This window comes from Ramlibacter sp. (assembly GCF_013697775.1).
GTDB lineage: Bacteria > Pseudomonadota > Gammaproteobacteria > Burkholderiales > Burkholderiaceae_C > Ramlibacter.
Genome location: NZ_JACCWG010000382.1, coordinates 1 through 14,900, shown reverse-complemented (window position 1 = coordinate 14,900; position 14,900 = coordinate 1). Strand labels below are relative to the sequence as shown.

General features: G+C 70.2%; 13 protein-coding genes. 7 read left to right on the top strand and 6 right to left on the bottom strand.

Annotated elements, in window-relative coordinates; genetic code table 11:
- From H0U68_RS19570 to H0U68_RS19560, 3 genes are all read left to right on the top strand, one after another.
- Positions 1-1,088 (top strand): PLP-dependent aminotransferase family protein (locus H0U68_RS19570; RefSeq protein ID WP_296358579.1); only part of this gene is annotated, 1,088 nt, incomplete at its 5' end.
- A 9-nt stretch (positions 1,089-1,097) separates the two neighbouring features.
- Positions 1,098-1,319 carry a hypothetical protein gene (locus H0U68_RS19565; protein ID WP_296358578.1) on the top strand — a complete coding sequence of 74 codons (222 nt, stop codon included), beginning with the start codon at positions 1,098-1,100 and terminating at the stop codon, positions 1,317-1,319.
- Between the two features lie 2 nt (positions 1,320-1,321).
- Positions 1,322-1,531 carry a hypothetical protein gene (locus H0U68_RS19560; RefSeq protein ID WP_296358577.1) on the top strand — a complete coding sequence of 70 codons (210 nt, stop codon included), beginning with the start codon at positions 1,322-1,324 and terminating at the stop codon, positions 1,529-1,531.
- Between the two features lie 66 nt (positions 1,532-1,597).
- Here H0U68_RS19560 and H0U68_RS19555 read toward each other — a convergent pair whose 3' ends face one another.
- Genes H0U68_RS19555 through H0U68_RS19535 form a run of 5 tightly spaced genes read right to left on the bottom strand, consistent with a single transcriptional unit; the run spans position 1,598 to position 7,432 of the window.
- A complete protein-coding gene (locus H0U68_RS19555; protein ID WP_296358576.1) occupies positions 1,598-2,770 on the bottom strand; it encodes a BMP family ABC transporter substrate-binding protein in 1,173 nt (390 codons plus the stop codon).
- Positions 2,771-2,829: 59 nt separating this feature from the next.
- Complete coding sequence (locus H0U68_RS19550) at positions 2,830-3,750, bottom strand: ABC transporter permease (protein WP_296358575.1); 921 nt, start codon at positions 3,748-3,750, stop codon at positions 2,830-2,832.
- A 1-nt stretch (position 3,751) separates the two neighbouring features.
- Entirely contained in the window at positions 3,752-4,822 is a 1,071-nt protein-coding gene (locus H0U68_RS19545; RefSeq protein ID WP_296358574.1) for an ABC transporter permease, read from the bottom strand.
- Positions 4,816-6,459, bottom strand: coding sequence for an ABC transporter ATP-binding protein (locus H0U68_RS19540; protein WP_296358580.1), 1,644 nt, complete (start codon positions 6,457-6,459; stop codon positions 4,816-4,818). Before H0U68_RS19540 ends, H0U68_RS19545 begins: the two co-directional genes overlap by 7 nt.
- 40 nt (positions 6,460-6,499) lie before the next feature.
- Positions 6,500-7,432, bottom strand: a complete 933-nt coding sequence (locus tag H0U68_RS19535) for a LysR family transcriptional regulator (protein WP_296358573.1) — start codon at positions 7,430-7,432, stop codon at positions 6,500-6,502.
- A 100-nt stretch (positions 7,433-7,532) separates the two neighbouring features.
- Between H0U68_RS19535 and xdhA the strand changes: the two genes are divergently transcribed.
- Together xdhA and xdhB are read left to right on the top strand one after the other, a co-directional pair.
- Positions 7,533-8,999 carry a xanthine dehydrogenase small subunit gene (xdhA, locus tag H0U68_RS19530; protein ID WP_296358572.1) on the top strand — a complete coding sequence of 489 codons (1,467 nt, stop codon included), beginning with the start codon at positions 7,533-7,535 and terminating at the stop codon, positions 8,997-8,999.
- The gene (xdhB, locus tag H0U68_RS19525; RefSeq protein ID WP_296358571.1) at positions 8,996-11,437 is read left to right on the top strand and encodes a xanthine dehydrogenase molybdopterin binding subunit; all 2,442 of its coding nucleotides are present in this window, start codon (positions 8,996-8,998) and stop codon (positions 11,435-11,437) included. Before xdhA ends, xdhB begins: the two co-directional genes overlap by 4 nt.
- A gap of 15 nt (positions 11,438-11,452) precedes the next feature.
- Here xdhB and H0U68_RS19520 read toward each other — a convergent pair whose 3' ends face one another.
- Positions 11,453-12,010, bottom strand: a complete 558-nt coding sequence (locus tag H0U68_RS19520; RefSeq protein WP_296358570.1) for a hypothetical protein — start codon at positions 12,008-12,010, stop codon at positions 11,453-11,455.
- 216 nt (positions 12,011-12,226) lie between these two features.
- Here H0U68_RS19520 and H0U68_RS19515 point away from each other — a divergent pair, with 216 nt between their 5' ends.
- A complete protein-coding gene (locus H0U68_RS19515) occupies positions 12,227-12,412 on the top strand; it encodes a hypothetical protein (RefSeq protein ID WP_296358569.1) in 186 nt (61 codons plus the stop codon).
- Between the two features lie 10 nt (positions 12,413-12,422).
- Positions 12,423-14,900: ATP-binding protein (locus H0U68_RS19510; protein WP_296358568.1), on the top strand; the 2,478-nt coding region annotated here is incomplete at its 3' end.

The following is a 14,900-nucleotide window of genomic DNA, read 5'->3' as shown; positions in this document are numbered from 1 at the left end:
TGGACCTGAGCTTCAACTACCCCAGCCTGCCCGGCCAGGCCGACATGCTGCGCGCCGGCCTGCGCCAGCTGGCCTCCACCGGCGACCTGGAAGCCCTGCTGCGCTACCAGCCGCATGGCGGCCGCCCACATGAACGCGCTGGCGTGGCCCGCCACCTGGCGGCGCGCGGCCTGCGGGTGGCGGGCGAGCAGGTCCTGCTGGTCGACGGCGCCCAGCACGGCCTGGCGACCACCGCCATGGCGCTGCTGAAACCAGGCGACGTGGTCGCGGCCGATGCGCTGACCTACCCGGGCTTCAAGGTGCTGGCGCAGGCACTTCGGCTGGAACTCGCGCCAATCCCCGCTGCGGGTGCCGGCCCCGACCTGGGCGCGCTGGCCGCGCTGTGCCGGCGCCGCAAGGTGCGCGCCGTCTACACCATGCCGACGCTGCACAACCCACTCGGCTGGGTGATGGGCGCCAGCCGGCGGCGCGCGCTAGTCGCAATCGCGCGCGAGCACGGCCTGCTCATCATCGAAGACGCCGCCTATGCCTTCCTCGCGGCCGATTCGCCGGCGCCGCTGGCCGCGCTCGCGCCCGAGACGACGGTCTATGTCTCGGGCTTCTCCAAAAGCATCGCCACGGGCTTGCGGGTCGGCTTCGTCGCCGCGCCGCCCGAGTGGGTGCCCGGCATCGCGCGCGCGATCCGCGCCACGACCTGGAACACGCCGGGCGTGATGACGGCGCTCGCCTGCGGCTGGCTGGACGACGGCACGGTCGCCCGCCTGGAACTGCGCAAGCGCGAGGACGCGGCGCTGCGGCAGGCCATCGCCGCCGAGCACCTGGGCCGGCTGAAACGGCTGGGCCATCCGTCGTCGTATTTCCTGTGGCTTCCGCTGCCGCAGGAGGTGCGCGCCGATGCCGTCGCGGCCGCGTTGCTGCGCCACCGGATTTCCGTGTCCACGGCCGAGCCGTTCTCCACGGCGGCGCACACGCCGCACGCCATCCGCATCGCCTTGGGCTCGGTTCCGCTGGACACGCTGGGGGCCGCGCTCGAGCAGGTGCGCCGCGTGATTTCCGACCAAACCGTACGACATGGGGCGCGGCTATGATGCAAGCCCATGGCCAGCCAGCACCCCCCGCAACGGACGCCGCAGCAGCAAGCACTGCTGCCTGCCGGCAGCCGCTGGGGAACCGGGGTGGAGTCCCTCACGCCCTACCTGCGCCATGCCTGGTCGGCGCGCACGCGCAACCCGGTGTTCACGCCGACCCATTTTGCCGCGCTGGTGTGGCCCGCGAACGCCGGGCCGCAGCAGCCGCGCGGCAAATCATCGAAACAGTGACCATGGTCGATCCGTCCTTCCACACAGCCCAACCGCAGCTGCAGCGGCCGGATCCCGAAGTCAGGCCGCCCGAATACCGCGTGCCGCGCGGGCGCAGCGGCATCGGCGCCACGTCGGCACTGGACCAGCTCATGCAGGACCTGGAGCGCGTGCGGCGCGCCAAGGCGTACTACGGCGACCTGCCGCAGCGCGGCATCGATCTGCTGCTGTAAGCGGCGACGGCGCCAATGAAAAAGGGCTGCATCGCTGCAGCCCTTCGTCGTTCACCGGAAAGCGATTTACTTCTTGTCGCCCGGCACCTTGCCTTCCACGCCCTTGACGTAGAAGTTGACGCCGGTGAGGAATTTGTCGTCGGCGACCGCGTCCTTGGCCAGCACTTCCTTGCCGGTGTTGTCCACGATCGGGCCCTTCCAGATCGTGAAGCTGCCGTCCTTCAGGCCGGACTTCACCTTTTCCAGCTGCTGCTTGGCTTCGTCCGGCACGTCGGCGGCCAGCGAGACGAAGTCGATCGCGCCTTCCTTCACGCCCCACCAGGCCTGGCCGGTGGTCCACTTGCCGTCCAGCGCGTCGCGCACGGCCTTGGTGTAGTACGGCGCCCAGTTGATGACGGCCGAGCCCAGGTGCGCCTTGGGGCCGTAGCTGGTCATGTCGCTGTCCCAGCCGAAGGCGCGCTTGCCCATGCTCTCGGCGGTCTTCAGCACCGCCGGCGAATCGGTGTTCTGCATCAGCACGTCGGCGCCGCCGTTGATCAGCGCGGTGGCGGCTTCGGTTTCCTTGGGCGGCGCAAACCACTCGCCGACCCAGGCCACCTTGGTCTTGATCTTCGGGTTGACCGACTGCGCGCCCATGGTGAAGCTGTTGATGTTGCGGATCACCTCGGGGATCGGCACCGAGCCCACCACGCCCAGCACGTTGGACTTGGTCATCTTGCCGGCGATCACGCCGGCCATGTAGGCGCCTTCGTAGGTGCGGCTGTCGTAGGTGCGCATGTTCTCGGCGCTCTTGTAGCCGGTGGCATGCTCGAACTTCACGTCCTTGGTGTCCGCGGCCACCTTGGCCATCGGGTCCATGTAGCCGAAGGTGGTGCCGAACACCAGCTTGTTGCCCTGGCCCACCACGTCGCGGATCACGCGCTCGGCGTCCGGGCCTTCCTTCACGCTCTCGACGAAGCTGGTGGCGACCTTGTCGCCGAATTCCTTCTCCACCGCCTTGCGCCCGTTGTCGTGCGCAAAGGTCCAGCCGCCGTCGCCCACCGGGCCGACGTACAGGAAGGCGATCTTCAGCGGATCGGCCTTGGGCGCCGGGGCCGGCGCAGATGCGGCGGCCGTCGGGGCCGGAGCAGCCGCCGGTGCCGGTGCTTCCTCCTTCTTGCCGCAGGCGGCCAGCGTGGCGGCGGCCAGGGCGGCCAGCGCGCCCGTGCGCAGCAGCGATCGTTTCTTCAGGTCGGTCATCGGAGCCTTCTCTTTTCTCTGAGTCGGGGTTGGGAATTTGGAAAACAGGAAAGCGCGAATTATGTGCCGGGATAAAACGGCTTACCAAGCGAAGCCGGCATGTTGGCGCGGATCCACGCCGGGTTGCGCGAGATCAGGGCCAGCACCGCGATGGTCGCCAGGTAGGGCAGCATGTTCAGGAACTGGCTGGGCACCTCGACCCCGCTGCCCTGCAGGTGGAACTGCAGCATGGTGACGCCGCCGAAGAGGTACGCGCCGAGCAGCACCCGCGCCGGCCGCCAGGTGGCGAAGGTGGTGAGCGCCAGCGCGATCCAGCCCTTGCCGGCCACCATGCCCTCGACCCACAGCGAGGTGTAGATCACCGAGATGTAGGCGCCCGCCAGCCCGCACAGCGCCCCACCCGCCACCACCGCCAGCAGGCGGATGCGGCGCACCGGGTAGCCCAGAGCGTGCGCCGCCTCGGGCGATTCGCCGACCGAGCGCAGCACCAGCCCGGCGCGCGAGCGATAGAGGAACCACACCATCCAGGCCACCAGCGCGATGACGGCGTACACCATCGGGTGCTGGCGGAACAGCGCCGGGCCGGCCAGCGGGATGTCGGCGAGCCCGGGCACCGAGAAGTGCATGCGCTCGGGCAGCTTGGCCTGCACGTAGTTGATGCCGGCGAAAGCCGAGAACCCGGCGCCGAACAGGCTGAGCGCCAGGCCGGTGGCGTACTGGTTGGTGTTGAGCCAGATCACCAGCAGGCCGAACAGAGCGGCCAGCAGCGCACCCGCGCCGATGCCCGCGGCGAACCCCAGCCAGTCGCTGCCGGTGTGCACCACGGTGGCGAAGCCGGCGATGGCGGCGCACAGCATCATGCCCTCGGCGCCCAGGTTGACGATGCCCGCCTTCTCGTTGATGAGCAGGCCCAACGCGGCCAGCGCCAGCACGGTGCCGGCATTGAGCGTCGCGGCGAGCAGCAGTGCATAGGATTCCATCTCAGGCTTCCTTCAGGGCCGGCATCCAGCGGATGCGGTAGGCCATCAGCGTGTCGCAGGCCAGCAGCGTGAACAGCAGCAGGCCCTGGAATACGCCGGTCAGCGACTTGGGCAGGCCCAGGCGCGACTGCGCCAGTTCGCCGCCGATGTAGAACATGCTCATGAGCACGGCGGAAAACACCATGCCCACCGGGTGCAGCCGCCCGACGAAGGCGACGATGATGGCGGCGAAGCCGTAGCCGGCGGGCACGTACGGGTTGAGCTGGCCGATCGGGCCTGCCACCTCCAGCGCGCCGGCCAGGCCGGCCGCGCCGCCGGACACCAGGAGTGCCAGCCACAGCGCCTTGCGCGAGGAGAAGCCGGCATAGCGCGCCGCCGCCGGCGCCATGCCGCCGACCTGCTGCGCGAAGCCGGCGCGCGTGCGGAACAGGAACACCCACAGCGCGGCCGCCAGCGCCAGCACGATCACCAGGCCGATATTGATGCGCGAGCCGGCCATGAGGCGCGGAATCTGCGTCACCGCCTCGAAGGTCTTGGTCTGCGGGAAGTTGTAGCCGGCCGGGTCCTTCCAGGGGCCGAACACCAGCCAGCTGAGCACCAGGTCGGCCACGTACACCAGCATCAGGCTGACCAGGATTTCGTTGGCGTTGAAGCGATCGCGCAGCAGCGCCGTGACCGACGCCCAGGCCATGCCGCCCAGCATGCCGGCCAGCATGACGGCCGGCACGATCCAGCGGCCGGTGTCCTTGTCCGCCAGCAGCGCGACGCCGCCTGCCGCTACGGCGCCGATGATGTACTGGCCCTCGGCGCCGATGTTCCACACGTTGGAGCGAAAGCACACCGCCAGCCCCAGCGCGACCAGCAGCAGCGGCGTGGCCTTGACCGCGAGTTCGCCCAGTCGGTAGCCGGAGCTGAGCGGCTCCCAGAAGAACACCTGCAGCCCGCGCACCGGGTCCTTGCCGAGCGCGATGAACAGCAGCGTGCCGATGACGACCGTGATCGCCAGCGCCAGCAGCGGCGAGGCCAGGCCCCAGAAGCGCGAGGGCTCCGGGCGCGCTTCAAGCTTCAGCATGGTTGCTCCCCGGCTGCGCCAACTCCCGTTCGCCCTGAGGCAACCCCCGTTCGCCCTGCATCAGCCCCCGTTCGCCCTGAGCCTGTCGAAGGGCCGGCTTCGACAGGCTCAGCCCGAACGGAGGGGTCGGCGTCAGCTCGAACGGAGGGGTTGCCCCACAAACCGCTCATCCACTCGCCGATCTGCGCCACCGTGGCGTCGGCGCGCGGCACCGAAAGCGAGAGCCGGCCCTTGGCGATCACGTGCAGCCGGTCGCTGATCTCGAACAGTTCCTCCAGCTCTTCGCTCACCACCAGCACGGCGCAGCCGGCGTCGCGCAGCGCCAGGATCTCGGCGCGGATCTGCGCCGCCGCGCCCACGTCCACGCCCCAGGTCGGCTGCGAGACGATCAGCAGTTTCGGGTTGGCGTCGATCTCGCGGCCGACGATGAATTTCTGCAGGTTGCCGCCCGACAGCGACTTGGCCATGGCATCGGACCCGCCCGCCTTCACGTTGAAGCGCGCGATGATGTCCGTGGCCTGGCGGCGCAGCTGCGCCACGCGAATCCAGCCGCCTGCCTTGACGGCATCGGTGCGCGTGAGCAGCAGGTTGTGCGCCAGGCCCAGCATCGGCACGGCGCCGCGCCCCAGGCGCTCTTCCGGCACGAAATGCAGGCCCAGGCGCCGCCGCTGCGCCGGGCCGGTCCGGCCCACCGGCTTGCCCAGCAGCTCAATGGTGCGCGGCGCGGCGCGCCTGTCCTCGCCCGACAGCGCGTACAGCAGCTCGCGCTGGCCGTTGCCCGAGACGCCGGCAATGCCGACCACTTCGCCGGCGCGCACCTCCAGCGACACGCCCTCCAGGTCGATGCCGAACTGGTCTTCGCGCGGCAGGTCCAGGTCCCGCACGCGCAGCACGGCGTCGCCCGGCTGGCGCGCATGGTGCCGCAGCGCCGGCGGCTCGGCGCCGATCATCAGGCGCGACAGTGAGGCGTTGCTCTCCTGTCGCGGATCGCATTCGCCGGTGACCTTGCCCGCGCGCATCACCGTGCAGGCGGTGCACAGCGCGCGGATCTCGTGCAGCTTGTGGCTGATGTAGAGGATGCTGCAGCCCTCATCGGCCAGCTTACGCAGCACCGCGAACAGCTTGTCCACCGCCTGCGGGGTGAGCACCGAAGTCGGCTCGTCCAGGATCAGCAGCCGGGGATTGGTGAGCAGCGCGCGGATGATCTCCACCCGCTGCATCTCGCCCACCGACAGCGTGTGCACCGGTCGCGTGGGGTCGATGTCCAGCCCGTACTCGCCGGCCTTGGCGGTGATGCTCTGCGTCACCTGCTGCAGGCTCATGCGCTTGTCCAGGCCCAGCCACACGTTCTGCGCCACGGTGAGCGTGTCGAACAGGCTGAAGTGCTGGAACACCATGGCGATGCCCAGCTGCCTGGCTTCCTGCGGGTTGCGGATGTGCGCGGGCTGCCCGTCGAACAGCATGCCGCCCTCGTCGGGCTTGACCGCGCCGTAGATGATCTTCATCAGCGTGGACTTGCCGGCGCCGTTCTCGCCCAGCACGGCATGGATCTCGCCGGGCCGCACGGCCAGCGAGACGCCGTCGTTGGCCACCACCGCCGGATAGCGCTTGGTGATGCCCGCCAGCTGCAGGCGCATGGCGCTCACCGGGCAGTCTCCGCGATGGCGCGCCGGGGCCTCATTGCGGCTTCAGCGAGGATGCCACCGACTTGATGCGCTCGCGCAGCCAGCGCGCCGACGCCGAACCGTGGCTGCGCTCGTGCCACAGCTGGTAGTAGGCCAGGGGCGGGAATTCGATCGGGCATGGCAGGATTGTCACAGGCAACTGGCCCACGAAACGCTCGCAGAACTGCCGGCCGGTGGTCAGCACCAGCAAGCTCGATGCCACCATGCGCGGAATCAGCCCGAAGTGCGGGCAGCGCGCCGTGATGTTGCGCGCCAGGCCCAGGCTCTCCAGGTGGTCGTCGATCACGCCGCGCGCGCCGGGGTGGGTGGGCGTGGGCGCGATGTGTTCGGCGCCCAGCCAGTCGGCCTGGTTCCAGCCGCGCCTGGCGGCCGGGTGGTCGCGCGCGGCCAGGCACACCACCTCGTCGCTGAGCAGCTGGCCGATGTGCAGGTCGTCGGGCGGCTTCAGCCAGTTGCCGACCACCACGTCCACCGCGCCCTGCGCCAGGTTGGCGCGGTAGTCGGTGTCGCGCGACAGCGGCTGGATCTCGATGTGGCAGCGCGGCGCCTCGCTCTTGATGCGCGCCACCAGCTGCGGCAGGAACAGCGGGTCGAGGTAGTCGCTGGCCGCCACGCGGAAGGTGCCGGCGTCGGCCTGCGGATCGAAGCCGCGCGCGTCGGTGAACATCATCTCGGCGGCACGCAGGATGCTTGCGCTGGGTTCGATCATGCGCAGCGCGGCGTCGGTGGGCACCATGCCGGAGCCGGAGCGCACCAGCAGCGGGTCGCCCGACAATTCGCGCAGGCGCTTGAGCGACGCGGACACGGCCGGCTGGTACATGCCCAGCCGGATCGCGGCCCGGGAAACGCTGCGTTCGGTCAACACGGTATGCAAGACCCTGATGAGATGGAGGTCTATCTTGTCGAAAAGCGCCTGCTTGCTCATACCTTTGGCCGCATCCGGTTCATACGGGGCTGCATATGCCGAGGGGGGCGCGGGTCCCTAACCTCACATGAACCCCAGAATCACCCATACTGAACATCGCATGGAAGCCAGGACGATCCGATTCATCCGCCGCGGCGAGCTCGTCAGCTTGGTCAATGTACCACCCGAGCGCACGCTGCTGGAGGTGCTGCGCGAGGACCTCGGCGCCACCGGCACCAAGGAGGGCTGCGGCGAAGGCGACTGCGGCGCCTGCACCGTGGTGCTGGGCGAAGCCGATGGCAATGGCCTGCGGTACCGCGCCGTCAACAGCTGCATCCGCCTGGCCCATTCCGTCGACGGCCTGGCGCTGTGGACGGTGGAAGACCTGCACGGCGCCGACGGCGCGCTGCATCCCGCGCAGGAAGCCATGGTGCGCTGCCACGGCTCGCAATGCGGCTTCTGCACGCCCGGCTTCGTGATGAGCCTGTTCGGCATGTACCAGAACCACGTGTGCAAGGGCCAGGACGTCACGCGCGAGCTGGCGCAGCAGGAGCTGTCGGGCAACCTGTGCCGCTGCACCGGCTACCGGCCGATCCTGGATGCGGCGCAGCAGATGGCGCAGCTGCCGGCCGCGCGGGTGGACGAAGCTGGCATCGCGCGGCAGCTGGAGGCGTTGCGGCTGCAGCGCGACCAGCAGCCAGATACCGGCGCCTACCTGGCGCCGGCCACGCTGGCCGCCCTGCTCGCCGCGCGCGCGCAACATCCGGATGCGCAGGTCGTCGCCGGCTGCACCGACGTGGGCCTGTGGGTCACCAAGATGCATCGGCAGTTCGCCCAGGTGCTGGACGTGACGCGGGCGGCGGAACTGCGGCGCATCGAGACGTATGACAGCCACATCGCCATCGGCGCCGCGGTGCCGCTGGCCGACGCCTTCGCCACGCTGGTGGCCGAGCGGCCGCAGCTGAAGACTTTCGCGGCCCGCTTCGCCGGCTTGCCGGTGCGCAACTCGGGCACGCTGGGTGGCAACGTCGCCAACGGCTCGCCCATCGGCGACTCCATGCCGCTCTTGATCGCGCTGGGCGCGCACGTTGTGCTCATGAGCGAGCGGGGCCACCGCGCCATGCCGCTGGAAGACGTCTACACCGGCTACCGCAAGAACGTGCTGGCCGCCGACGAGATCGTGGCGTGGATCAAGGTGCCTCGTCCTGGAGAAGGTGAATTCCTGCGCGCCTACAAGATCTCCAAGCGCTACGACGACGACATCTCCGCCGTGTGCCTGGCCGTCAACCTGGCGGTGCAGGACGGCGTCGTGCGCCATGTCTCCATCGGCGCTGGCGGCGTGGCGGCGACACCGGTGCGCGCCGTGCAGGCCGAAGCCGCGCTGCGCGGCCAGCCGTGGAACGCCGAGACAGTGCAGCACGCCATCGACACGCTGCGCGCCGAGTTCCAGCCGATCTCCGACATGCGCGCCTCGTCCGCCTACCGCAGCGAGGTGCTGGGCAACCTGCTGCGGCGCTTCTGGCTGGAGCAGCAGGGCCTGCAGCAGATGAACCTGGAGAACTTCCAGCTGGTGGAGGCTGCGGCATGAATGCGCCCGAGGCATTCCTGGGCCAGCAGCAGGCGGACGCGCCCGCCGTCGGCGCCTCGCATCCGCACGACAGCGCGCGCGCACACGTGGCCGGCCGCGCCACCTACATCGACGACATCGCCGAGACCAAGGGCACGCTGCACGCGGCGCCTATCCTGTCGCCGGTGGCGCACGGCAAGCTCAATGGCGTGGACGCGCGCGAGGCCCAGGCCATGCCCGGCGTGCGCGGCGTCGTGCTGGCCGCCGACATTCCCGGCGACCCGCTGCTGGCCACCTTCGCGCACGACGAGCCGGTGTTCGCGCGCGACACGGTGGAACACGTAGGCCAGGTGATCGGCCTGGTGGTGGCCGACACCGTGATGCAGGCGCGCCGCGCCGTGCGCAAGGTGCAGCTGGACATCGCGGCGCTGCCGGCAATCCTCACGGCGCGCGAGGCGCTGGCCGCGCAAAGCTTCGTGCTGCCGCCGGTGACGGTGCGCCGGGGCGACCCGGACCAAGGCATCGCCAACGCCCCGCACCGGCTGGAGGGGTCGCTGGAGGTCGGCGGCCAGGAACACTTCTACCTGGAAGGCCAGGTCGCCTACGCCATTCCGCTGGAGCAGGACCAGTGGCACATCCACGCCAGCACCCAGCATCCCGCCGAGTTGCAGCACTGGGTGGCGCAGGCGCTGGGCCTGTCCAACAGCGACGTCACCGTGGAATGCCGGCGCATGGGCGGCGGCTTCGGCGGCAAGGAGACGCAGGCCGGCCACATCGCCGTGTGGGCGGCGCTGGCGGCGCGCAAGTTCGGCCGGCCCGTCAAGCTGCGGCTGGACCGCGACGACGACTTCCTGGTGACCGGCAAGCGGCATCCGTTCTCGTACGACTATGACGTTGGCTTCGACGACAGCGGCCTCATCACCGGCATGAAGCTGATGCTGGCCGCCAACTGCGGCTTCAGCGCCGACCTGAGCGGCCCGGTGGCCGACCGCGCAGTGTTCCATGTGGACAACGGGTATTTCCTCGGCGACGTGGAGATCGTGTCGTACCGCTGCAAGACGAACCTGCAAAGCCAGACCGCCTTCCGCGGCTTCGGCGGCCCGCAGGGAATGATCGTCACGGAAGCGATCCTCTCCGACATCGCGCGGCACCTGGGGCTGGATCCACTGGACGTGCGCCGGCGCAACCTGTATGGCCCTTCGACAGGCTCAGGGCGAACGGGGGGGACACCCGTTCGGACGAAGGCGCAATCCTTTCGGACGGAGGCGCAATCCGTTCGGGCTGAGGCCCCAGCCGTTCGGGCTGAGTCTGTCGAAGCCCTGCGCGACACCACGCACTACGGCATGAAAGTCGAGGACAACATCCTCGATCCCCTCCTCGCGCGGCTGGAAGACACCAGCGCCTACCGCGCGCGCCGAGCCGCCATCGCCCGCTGGAACGCGGCCAGCCCGGTTATCAAGCGCGGCATCGCCGTCACGCCGGTGAAGTTCGGCATCTCCTTCACCGCCACCTTCTTCAACCAGGCCGGCGCGCTGGTGCACGTCTACACCGACGGCAGCGTGCAGGTGAACCACGGCGGCACCGAGATGGGCCAGGGCCTGCACACCAAGGTGGCGCAGCTCGTGGCCGACGAGCTGGGCCTGCCGTTCGAGCGCGTGCGCATCACCGCCACCCACACCGGCAAGGTGCCCAACGCCAGCGCCACGGCCGCCTCCAGCGGCACCGACCTGAACGGCCGCGCCGCGCAGTTGGCTGCGCGCCGGGTGCGCGAGCGGCTCGCGCAGTACGCGGCCGAGAAGTCGGACTGCCGGCCCGACCAGGTGATCTTCGCCCATGGGCAGGTCAGCACGCCCACCGCCCACATGCCATTCGCGCAGCTGGTGGACGACGCCTTCCATGCGCGCGTGCAGCTGTGGAGCGACGGCTTCTACAAGACGCCCAAGATCCACTACGACAAGCACACGCTGACCGGGCGGCCGTTCTACTACTTCTCCTACGGCGCCGCCTGCACCGAGGTCGCCATCGACACGCTCACCGGCGAGAGCCGCGTGCTGAAAGTGGACATCCTGCACGACGTGGGCACCTCCATCAATCCGGCCATCGACATCGGCCAGATCGAAGGCGGCTTCATCCAGGGCATGGGCTGGCTGACCACCGAGCAGCTGGTGTGGAACGACAAGGGCCACTTGGCCACCCATGCGCCCAGCACGTACAAGATCCCGGCCACCGGCGACGTGCCGGCGCACTTCAAGATCGAACTCTGGCCGGAGGCCAACCCGGAAGACAACGTGGGAGGCAGCAAGGCGGTGGGCGAGCCGCCCTTCATGCTGGCCATCAGCGTATGGGAGGCGCTGCGCGACGCGGTGGCGGCTGCCAGGGGAAGCGAAGGAGGCGCGGGGCCGGTGCGCCTGGACGCGCCGGCGACGGCCGAAAACGTGCTGCGCGCGCTGAAGGATTGAACGGCGGCGGGAGCCTTAGTCCCCGCCCTGCGCCAGCAGGGTGGTGCGCAGGGCCTGGCCCTTGTCCTCGTCGAACAGCCCTTCGGCCTTCGCCAGCACCGTGCCATTGCGGTCCAGCACCAGCACCGAGGCATGCTCTGCGCCCGACAGCCGGGCGGCGCGGATGAAGCCTTCACGGTCGGCGAACACCGGCACCATCACTGCCCGGTCGGACTGGGCGGCGTAGCGCGCGAGCAGCCCCTGCACGATGTCGCGCCGGCCCTGCTCGCTGGCCTTGTCGTCGTACACCGGCATCTTGATCCAGGCGATGGACGTGTCCTGCCGCAGCTGCATGCCCTCGATCCAGCTGCGCGCCTCGGCGCCCTGGCTTTTGCGGAACACCACGATGGCCAGCGTGCGTTCTGCCGGCAGGCCCTGCGGCAGCGCCATGGGACGCTCGTCCAGCCGCTGCGCCGCGATCTGGGGCATTCGCCCCAGCATGGTGTGCTCGGTGGGCGCCGCGACGGCAAGCCCCAGCGCACCGCAGGCGGCAGCTATCCAACCCAGGAAAGGAGTCCAGAAAGTCGATGCCATGGCGAATCTCCCAGCGTGGCTCAGTGTTTCATAAACCGATCAGCCGCAGTGCGTCCCACCGGTAAATCCCTGCAAGGTGCGTGCTTGCGTCGCACCGGTGTCGCGGCCACACCGCACAGCCTGTAGGACGGCATCCATTTTTGGAGAGCGGCAACTGCGGACATGGCCGTTTCGCGCCAACATCCGCTTGCCGTTCTTCAAGGCTCCGGAGTCCCCATGCAGCGAACCATCCACAGCAAACGCGACAGCGGGTCGACGCGCGGCTTCAGCACCGTCGATCCCGAGCGCCAGGGCGTGCGCGCCCCCGCGCCGCAACGCGCAGGCGAGCGCGAAGCCGCCGCCACGCCGCGCCGCCAAGCACAGCCCGCGCCGCAGCAGCGCCCCGGCGAGCACCGCCACTGAGCGAGGTTGGATGCCGGCGCTGCAAAGCTTCCGTTTTCTTGACGAGCTGTCGCAAGCCACGCGCGCGCTCACCGAGCCCGCGCAGATCATGCAGATCACGGCGCGCATGCTGGGCACGCACCTGGGCGCCAGCCGCTGCGCCTATGCCTGGGTGGAGGAAGACCAGGACCACTTCGAGCTGATCGGCGACTACAACGAGGGCGTGCGCAGCATCGTCGGGCGCTACGCCTTCTCCGATTTCGGCGCCGAGGTGCTGCGCCTGATGCGCGCCGACCTGCCCTACGTCAACCCCGACGTGGACACCGATGCGCAGACCGCCGGCACCGACCTTTCCGCCTACCGCCTCACCGAGATCCAGGCCGTCATCTGCGTTCCACTGCACAAGCACGGCCGCTTCGTGGCCGCGATGGCGGTGCACCAGAAGGTGCCGCGCGAGTGGCTCGTCGAGGAGATCGAACTGGTGCGCGAGGTGGTGTCGCGCTGCTGGGAGACGCTTGACCGCATCCGCGGCGAGCAGGCCCTGCGCGACGTCAACCAGCGCCTGAGCCTTGCGCTGCAGGCGGCCAACCTGGGCGACTGGAGCTGGGACGTGGCGAGCGACGCGCTGACCCTGGGCGAGCGCACCTGCGAGATCTTCGGCCTGCCGCGCGGCGTGGCGATCACCTGGTCGGCGCTGCGCGAGCTGCTGCACCCGGACGACCGGGACGCGGCGCGGCTGGCGGTGGAGCAGGCGCTGCGGGACCGCTCGGTATACAGCCTCCAATACCGCGTGCTGCCGGCCGGCGGCCGCGCGCAGCGCTGGGTGTCGGCGCAGGGCAAGGCCACCTATTGGCCCGACGGCACGGTGCACCGCATGATCGGCATCGCGCAGGACGTGACCGCGCGCCGCGAGGCCGAGGAGTCGGCGCGCGACGAGGCGCAGGTGCTGGAATTGCTCAACCGCACCGGCGCAGTGCTGGCCGCCCAGCTGGACCTGGAGGCGCTGCTGCAGCAGGCCACCGACGCGGCAACGCAGCTCACCGGCGCGCGCTTCGGCGCCTTCTTCTACAACGGCACCGACGCGCAGGGCGAGGCCTACCTGCTCTACACCCTGTCGGGCGCGCCGCGCGCGGCGTTCGAGCAGTTCGGCCATCCGCGGCCCACGGCGCTGTTCGGTCCCACCTTCCGCGGCGAACCGTCGATCCTCATCGAGGACGTGCTGAAGGATCCGCGCTACGGCCAGTGGGGTCCGCACCACGGCATGCCGCCCGGCCACCTGCCGGTGCGCAGCTACCTGGCGGTGCCCGTGACCGGGCGCGACCAGCGGGTGATCGGCGGCCTGTTCTTCGGCCACCCGGAGCCCGGCGTGTTCACCGAGCGCAGCCAGCGCCTGGCCATCGGCGTGGCCGCGCAGGCCGCCATCGCGGTGGACAACGCCATGCTGTACGCGCAGTCGCGCAACGCCGCCGAGGAGCGCCGCACGCTGCTGGACAGCGAGCGCGCCGCGCGCCAGGAGGCCGAGCGCGCCAACACGCTGAAAGACGAGTTCCTGGCCACGCTGTCGCACGAGCTGCGCACGCCGCTGTCGGCCATCCTGGGCTGGGCGCACATCCTGCGCCAGAAGCTGCCGCCCGAACACGCCGAGCTGCGCAAAGGCATCGACGTGATCGAGCGCGGCACGCGCGCGCAGACCCAGCTGATCGACGACCTGCTGGACATGAGCCGCATCACCTCCGGCAAAATGCGGCTGGACGTGCAGGCGGTCGCGCCCGCCGGCTTCATCGAGGCGGCCGTCGAGACGGTGCGCCCGGCGGCCGACGCCGGCGGTGTGCGCCTCGAGGTGCTGCTGGACCCGGCGGCCGGCCCGGTGGCGGGCGATCCGGCGCGGCTGCAGCAGGTGGTGTGGAACCTGCTGGCCAACGCGGTGAAGTTCACCCCGCGCGGCGGCCGGGTGCAGGTGCTGCTGGCCCGGGTGGCCTCGCACGTGGAGATCACCGTGGCCGACTCGGGCATCGGCGTGAAGCCCGAATTCCTGCCGCACATCTTCGACCGTTTCCGCCAGGCCGACGGCTCGACCACGCGGCGCTACGGCGGCCTGGGGCTGGGCCTGTCGATCGTCAAGCGGCTGGTCGAGCTGCACGGCGGCCGGGTGCGCGCCCACAGCGGCGGCGAAGGCCAGGGCACCAGCTTCGTGGTCGAGCTGCCGGTGAAAGCGGTGCACGAGCGCGGCGCGCGGCACCTGCCGGCCGACGACGGCCTGAACCACGCGCCACTGTTCGACGCGGTCGACCTGCACGGGCTGAAGGTGCTGGTGGTGGATGACGAGGCCGATGCGCGCGACCTGCTGATGCGCCTGCTGCGCGACTGCGGCGCCGAGGTGCTGGTGGCAGACGGGGCCGACGCCGCCCTGGCCGCCGTGCAGGCGCACCGGCCCGACGTGCTGGTGTCGGACATCGGCATGCCCGACGTCGACGGCTACGAGCTGTTGCGGCGCGTGCGGGCGCTTGGC